The sequence below is a fragment of the Pseudonocardia sp. genome (assembly GCF_029263155.1).
GTDB lineage: Bacteria > Actinomycetota > Actinomycetes > Mycobacteriales > Pseudonocardiaceae > Pseudonocardia.
In genome coordinates, this window is the sequence record NZ_JAJCYB010000110.1 from 25369 (window position 1) to 31678 (window position 6310).

A 6310-nucleotide genomic window follows, 5' to 3' on the forward strand; every position below is an offset into this window, starting at 1 on the left:
CTAGCACTGCTTCGCACCGAGCCACTTGCGCCACGCCGAGTACGAGCTCACCGGACCGGCGTGCGGCCGCCACAGCCACGGCCACGGATGGACCTCGGCCGGCGTTACCCGGGCGGCGTGGCGGCGGAAGCCCGGCACGGGGGCGTGGGTGACGGCCGGTGCGCGTCCCCGCAGCTCGGCGGCCACCGCACCCCGGTGCACCGCCACCTCGCGGCGCGTGCCCAGGTCCGCGAGGGTCTCGGCGAGGAACACCAGCCGCTTGCCCGACAGCTGCAGCCGCGCGAGCAGCGGCTCGTCGAAGACGAACACGGCGGGCAGCTCCGGGTGGGCGGCCAGGGCCGGGTCGGCGTCCCCCAGTGACTCGGCGGTGAGCCAGACGGAGTCCGGTTGCGCTCGGCGCGCGGGTTCGGGTGGGCCGCCGGTGGACCCCGGATCGGGGTCGGCGCGCAGCAGCGGCTCGGGTTCGGGCCGGTCCCGGGCCGGGGCGTCCGGCGGCCGGTCCTCGATCGGGCACGCGGCGCTCAGCGCGCAGTCGCGGCACAGCTGCGGCGCGCGTTTCCGGACCTGCCAGCGGGAGAAGCCGTACGGCCTGCCGGTGCCCGCGCCGACCGCCCACTGCCAGCCCAGCCGGTTGGCCGCGCGGGAGCCGTCGAGCAGGTGCGTGAAGAACCGGTCCTCGCCCGCCGTCCACTCGGCGCCCGCGCGTACCGTCCACTGCGAGGCCAACCACATCCGCGTCTGGTTGACCAGCCACCCGTCGGTCTCCAGCTCCGCGACACACGCGGTGACGCAGCGCATGGTGGCGGGCCATGGGTGCTCCCACGGCCGGGGCACGCCGGGCGGGACGGACCGCAGCGTCGACGCCGTGCGTCCGCCCAGCCGGGCGTAGAGGTGGCGGGCATACTCCTGCCAGGCCAGCTCGTCGCGGAACTTCGTGCGGTCCCGGGACGGGGCGGTGGCGACGGCGGCCCACGCGGTCGGCAGGTCGATCAGCCCGTGACGGATGTACGGGGACAGCCGGGTGGCGCCGCGGCGCCCGACCGGCAGGACCTCGTTGCGTCGCGCGGCGTAGCCGGTGACGTCGAGCGCGGCCAGCGCGGCGTCCGCGGCCTGCTGGCCGCCGCGGACGGACGGGGACGGCACCGGGTCGTCGCAGCTCAGGTCGGCGAGGTGGTCACGGACCCAGGCGCGGGCGGCATCGGGCCCTGGTGCGGGTGTGGGGAGCAGCACCGTGCCAGTCTGGGCGCGTCCTGCCGTGACCGCGCGGCGGCCGCGCGGACCGGCTACCGCACCTGCGACTCTTCCGGGGGGTCGATCTCCGCGGCCTGGCCCCAGTCGCGGTAGGTGCTGGTGATGGCCAGCGTGCCGATGCCCGGGAGTTCCTGGCGGGCGGCACTGCGCAGCGGGCGGTGGGCGGCGTCCACCCACAGGGTCGAGGTGACGCGGGTCAGACCGGCGTCGACCTGCTCCTGCAGCTGCTCCTTCAGCACCGGGTCCGGCGTGGTCTCCGCGGCCAGGGCCAGGTCGGTGACGATCGTGTACCGCACCGCGGGGTCGCCCTCGATGACGTCGTCGGCGGCGTCGGTGACGAGGGTGGCGGCGGCATAGCGCGAGAGGGTGCCGGTGGGGTCGGCCCGCTCGGTGACCGAGGCGGCCAGGGCGACCAGCTGCTGCGACTCGGGGTCGCGGTCGGCCGGGTCGACGCGGACCCACGGCTTGTCGTCGCTGCCCGGCTCGTCCGGCATCCGCAGGTAGACGGCGTCGGGCAGCACCACGAAGCCGGTCTCCTGGGGATCCGCGCCGGCCTGGGTGACGACCTGGGTGAACGACAGCGACACCGCGTCGTCGATGATCCGCAGCACGCCGGTCCCGGTGAACCGCAGCCGAGCCTCCTGGGCGCCGCTGAGCTCGCCGCGCAGGCTGAACCGGGCCGTGCTGTCGACGCGCTGCTGCGCCGCGACGGCACCGATCAGCTCGTCGATGTCGAAGTAGCGGGTCAGCTCGGCGTCCGTGGCGTCCGCGGTGCCCCCGCCGCAGCCGGCGGCGAGCACGAGCACGAGTGCGAGGAGCGACCGCGCCGCGCGACGCGTCCATCGGCTCACGACGGCTCCCCGCCGCCGACGGCCCGGGTCACGGACCGGGGTACTGCGCTGGATGGTGGCCTCATCCGCTCGGTCACGCTGGCGCCTCCTCGGATCGGAGAACCGTAGCGGAGGGTCAACGCAGGGCGACGAGCACCCGGCGCAGTGCGTCGAGCCGACCGGGCCGGAGCAGGCTCGCAGCCACCAGCGCGTCGAGGGCGCACTCGGGGTCCGCGGGTGGCCCGAGGTGCCCGCAGCCGCGGGGGCAGTCCTCGATGGCGGCGGCCAGGTCGTCGAAGGCAGCGGGTACGTCGTCGGCCGTGACGTGGGCGAGCCCGAACGAGCGGACGCCGGGGGTGTCCACGACCCAGCCGCCGCCGCGCTCCTCCGGGAGCGGCAACGCGAGTGCGGCCACGGTGGTGTGCCGGCCCTTGCCGACCGCGGAGACGACCCCGACGGCGCGGGCCGCGTCCGGCACCAGCGCGTTGACCAGCGTCGACTTGCCCACTCCCGAGTGCCCGACCAGCGCCGACACCCGTCCGGCCAGCAGCTCGGCGAGCCGGTCGGGCATTCGGTCCCGGCGCGTCACCACGACCGGGAACTCCAGTTCGCGGTACGCCGCGGCGAACGGGTCGGCGTCGGCCAGGTCGGCCTTGGTCAGGCAGAGCACCGGCGAGAGCCCGCCCGCGTAGGCCGCGACCAGGCACCGGTCGACGAAACCGCTGCGCGGCACCGGGTCGGCCACGGCGGTGACGATCACCAGCTGCGTGGCGTTCGCGACGACGACCCGCTCGAACGGATCGTCGTCCTCGGCGGTGCGGCGCAGCACGGTGGTGCGCTCGTGCACCCGCACGATCCGGGCGAGCGTGTCCGGTGCCCCGGACAGGTCGCCGACCAGGCCCACCCGGTCCCCCACGACGATGGGCGTGCGGCCCAGCTCCCGGGCCCGCATGGCGGTGACCGGGGGGCGGGAGGCGTCGCCGCCGGGAGCGCAGGTCCAGCGGCCGCGGTCCACCGTGGTGATCATGGCGTCGGCCGCGTCGGCGTGGTCGGGGCGCTGCTTGGTGCGCGGCCGGGAACCGCGCCGCCCCGGCCGGACCCGGACGTCGGACTCGTCGTACTCGCGCCTGCGGCCGGTCACGTCGGCTCCGCGCCGGCGGTCGCGGGGTCGGGCGGGGGGATCATCGCGTCACCCGAGCAGCGCCGTCCAGCGGCCGGGGAAGTCGGGGATGGTCTTGTCGGTGCAGCCGATGTCGTCGATCTCCACCCCGGGGACGCGCAACCCGACCAGTGCGCCCGCGGTGGCCATCCGGTGGTCGGCGTAGGCGTGCCACGGTGCCGCGTGCAGCGGGGCGGGGCGGATCTCCAGGCCGTCCGGGGTCTCGGTGACGTCGCCGCCGACCGCCCCGATCTCCGCGGCCAGCGCGGCGATCCGGTCGGTCTCGTGGCCGCGGATGTGCGCGACACCCCGGATCCGCGACGGGGTGGCGGCCAGCGCGGCCAGCGCGGCCACCGTGGGGGTCAGCTCGCTGGCGTCGTGCAGGTCGACGTCGACGCCGGCGAGCACCTCGGGGCCGTGCACGGTCATCCCGTCCGGGCCCGGCTCGACGGTGCACCCGGCCCGGGTCAGCACGGACAGGATCTCCGCGCCGGGCTGGGTGGATCCCGCGGGCCAGCCGGCCACGGTGACGCTGCCGCCGGTGAGCGCGGCCGCGGCCAGGAACACCGAGGCGTTGGACAGGTCGGGCTCCACGGCCCAGTCCCGCGCGGCGATCGGGCCGGGCGCGACGTGCCAGGTGTTCGCCTCGGAGTCGTCGACCGCGACCCCGGCGGAGCGCAGCATCGCCACCGTCATGTCGATGTGCGGCAGCGAGGGCACGGGCCCGCCGTCGTGGTGCACCGTGACGCCCTTGTCGAAGCGTGCCGCGGACAGCAGCAGGCCCGACACGAACTGGGAGGACGCCGACGCGTCGATCACGACGTCCCCACCGGGCAGCCCGCCGCCGCCGTGCAGCGTGAACGGGAGGGCGTCGCCGTCGACCTGCGCGCCGAGCGCCCGCAGCGCGTCGAGCACCGTGCCCATCGGGCGCTCGCGGGCGCGGGGGTCGCCGTCGAAGGTCACCGGCCCGTCGGCCAGCGCCGCGGCGGGCGGGACGAACCGCATCACGGTGCCCGCGAGGCCGCAGTCGACGGCGCCGCCGCGCAGCCCGCTGTGGGCCGCGACGGTGACGTGCTCGCCGTCGACCTCGATCGGCACGCCGAGCGAGCGCAGCGCGCCCACCATCAGCGCGGTGTCGCGGGTGGCCGGCGCCCCGGACACCGAGGCCGGGCCCCCGGACAGCGCGGCCAGGAGCAGGGCACGGTTGGTCACCGACTTGGAGCCGGGTACCGACACCCGCCCGCGGACGGGGCCGGTGGCGGTCGGGGCGATCCAGGGCGCGTTCACCGTGCCATCGTCCCGCAGCCGGTGCGCGATCGGCGACACCGGGGGAGCGCGCCGCCGCGACCCGGTGTGGCCCCGCCCACGTGCAGTGGCGTGGCTCCACTGCGGCGGGGTTGCAGTGAAGCCACACCACTGCGATCCCGTCGGCGGCACACCGCCGCCCGCGCGCCGCTGACGGTTCCGCGCAGGTGCCAGGATGGGGGCATGTGCGGCCGCTACGCCTCGATCAAGGCTCCCGCCGATCTCGCGGACGAGTTCCGCGCCGTCGATGCCACCGACGGGTCCGTCGAGGCGGACTACAACGTCGCGCCCACCAAGACCATCGTCGCCGTGGTGGAGCGCCATCCCCGAGACGCCGAGGGCACGCCCGACCGCGACACCACCGAGCGCACGCTGCGGGCGCTGCGGTGGGGCCTCGTGCCGTCGTGGAGCAAGGACGCGAAGTCCGGGGCCCGGATGATCAATGCCCGGTCGGAGTCCGCGGCCACGAAGCCGTCGTTCCGGCGGGCGCTCGACGCGCGGCGCTGCCTGATCCCGGCCGACGGCTGGTACGAGTGGCAGCGCGGCCCCGACCACAAGCAGCCCTACTACACCCACCACGCCGACGGCAGCTCGCTCGCGATGGCCGGCATCTGGGAGTACTGGAAGCCGAAGGACGACCCGGACGGCGAGTACCCGGACGGGCTGGTCACCGCCTCCGTGCTCACCACGTCCGCGGTCGGCGTGCTCACGCAGGTGCACGACCGCATGCCGCTGCTGCTGCCGTCCTCGGCGTGGGCCGCGTGGCTCGACCCCGACACCCCCGCCGCCGACGACGCGGTGGCCGCGCTGCTCGCGCCGCCGTCGGAGGAGCTGGTGGCGAGCCTGGAGCTGCGACCGGTGTCGCCGCTGGTCAACAACGTGCGCAACAACGGGCCCGAGCTGCTCGCCCCGTTCGAGGACGTGCCGGAGCCGCTGCAGCTCGACCTGCTGGCCGGGCCCGATCCCGCATGACGGAGATCCCCACCCCGCACGGTCCCGCCCGGATCGTGCGCCACGACGCCGCCGACGCCCGCGCGCTGCTGCTGCTCGGCCACGGCGCCGGGGGCGGTGTGGCCGCCCCCGACCTCGTCACCGCCTGCGCCGCGGCCGTCGCGGCCGGGGTGTCGGTGGTGCTCGTCGAGCAGCCCTACCGGGTGGCCGGGCGCCGCGCGCCCGCGCCCGCCGGGCAGCTCGACATGGCGTGGCTGGCCGTCGCCGAGCACGTCGGTGCCGGGCTGCCGCTGCTGTTCGGCGGCCGCAGCTCCGGTGCCCGGGTGGCGTGCCGCACCGCCTCGGAGGGCCGCGCGGTCGGGGTGCTGTGCCTGGCGTTCCCGGTGCACCCGCCCGGGAAGCCGGAGAAGGACCGCCTGGCCGAGCTCGCGGCCCCGACCGTGCCGGTACTGGTGATCCAGGGCGAGCGCGACCCGTTCGGCGTGCCCGCTGCGGCCGACGGCCGCGAGGTCGTCCTCCTGCCGGGCGACCACAGCCTGCGATCCGCCCACCCCCGCCTGACGGCCGCGGTCACCGACTGGCTCACCCGCTTCTGACCCGGCCGGCTCGCGCGCCGCCCTGCGTTTCGCGCGCCGCCGGCGGCGCGCGAGGACCTCGTGAGCGCGCGAGGACCCCGTGAGCGCGCGAGGACCCCGTGAGCGCGCGAGGACCCCGTGAGCGCGCGAGGACCCCGTGAGCGCGCGAGGACCCCGTGAGCGCGCGAGGACCCCGTGAGCGCGCGAGGACCCCGTGAGCGCGCGAAGACCCCGTGAGC

The 6310-nt window shown here is 76.6% G+C and carries 6 protein-coding genes; 2 read left to right on the forward strand and 4 right to left on the reverse strand.

Annotation, left to right across the window (positions count from 1 at the left end; translation table 11 throughout):
* The 4 genes from Q1K26_RS22910 to aroA form a co-directional block, all read right to left on the reverse strand.
* Positions 1 to 1230 carry an FAD-binding domain-containing protein gene (locus Q1K26_RS22910; protein WP_300016818.1) on the reverse strand — a complete coding sequence of 410 codons (1230 nt, stop codon included), beginning with the start codon at positions 1228 to 1230 and terminating at the stop codon, positions 1 to 3.
* Between the two features lie 53 nt (positions 1231 to 1283).
* Positions 1284 to 2102 (reverse strand): hypothetical protein, encoded by an 819-nt coding sequence (locus Q1K26_RS22915; RefSeq protein WP_300016821.1) that lies wholly within the window; start codon positions 2100 to 2102, stop codon positions 1284 to 1286.
* A gap of 115 nt (positions 2103 to 2217) precedes the next feature.
* A complete protein-coding gene (rsgA, locus tag Q1K26_RS22920; RefSeq protein WP_300016824.1) occupies positions 2218 to 3222 on the reverse strand; it encodes a ribosome small subunit-dependent GTPase A in 1005 nt (334 codons plus the stop codon).
* Between the two features lie 48 nt (positions 3223 to 3270).
* Positions 3271 to 4527: a 3-phosphoshikimate 1-carboxyvinyltransferase gene (aroA, locus tag Q1K26_RS22925; RefSeq protein ID WP_300016827.1), complete on the reverse strand. Its 1257-nt coding sequence runs from the start codon at positions 4525 to 4527 to the stop codon at positions 3271 to 3273.
* A 201-nt stretch (positions 4528 to 4728) separates the two neighbouring features.
* Here aroA and Q1K26_RS22930 point away from each other — a divergent pair, with 201 nt between their 5' ends.
* Together Q1K26_RS22930 and Q1K26_RS22935 are read left to right on the forward strand one after the other, a co-directional pair.
* Positions 4729 to 5517, forward strand: a complete 789-nt coding sequence (locus tag Q1K26_RS22930) for an SOS response-associated peptidase (RefSeq protein ID WP_300016830.1) — start codon at positions 4729 to 4731, stop codon at positions 5515 to 5517.
* Positions 5514 to 6092: an alpha/beta family hydrolase gene (locus Q1K26_RS22935; protein ID WP_300016833.1), complete on the forward strand. Its 579-nt coding sequence runs from the start codon at positions 5514 to 5516 to the stop codon at positions 6090 to 6092. The genes Q1K26_RS22930 and Q1K26_RS22935 overlap by 4 nt, the downstream gene beginning before the upstream one ends.
* Positions 6093 to 6310 lie beyond the last annotated feature (218 nt).